The organism is Paraburkholderia sp. SIMBA_027 (assembly GCF_046535315.1).
GTDB classification, from domain to species: Bacteria; Pseudomonadota; Gammaproteobacteria; order Burkholderiales; family Burkholderiaceae; genus Paraburkholderia; species Paraburkholderia tropica.
Genome location: NZ_JAWRWY010001444.1, coordinates 1 through 242, shown reverse-complemented (window position 1 = coordinate 242; position 242 = coordinate 1). Strand labels below are relative to the sequence as shown.

Sequence of the window (242 nt, the reverse complement as noted above, 5' to 3'; positions counted from 1 at the left end):
GGCGACATAGTGCGGCAAGAGATTCAGACGCGCTTCATGCGCCCGCCAATCGTAGTCACGGTGCCAGTATCTGGCCAGGTCACGCATGAACGCCAGGCTGCTTCCATCCCCCCATCCGGAAGCGTCAATCGAACTCGGCCATCTTGTGTGGCTGATGCGACGCCTCAGCGCGTCAAGACTATCCTCGCTGATCTCGATCTTGAACATTTCGATCTGCATGTCTGCCTCCCGATCACGGGCTA

The 242-nt window shown here is 58.3% G+C and carries 1 protein-coding gene; it reads right to left on the bottom strand.

The window, feature by feature from the left end; genetic code table 11:
* Nucleotides 1–219: epoxide hydrolase N-terminal domain-containing protein (locus tag SB764_RS43960; protein WP_410867308.1), on the bottom strand; the 219-nt coding region annotated here is incomplete at its 3' end.
* Nucleotides 220–242 lie beyond the last annotated feature (23 nt).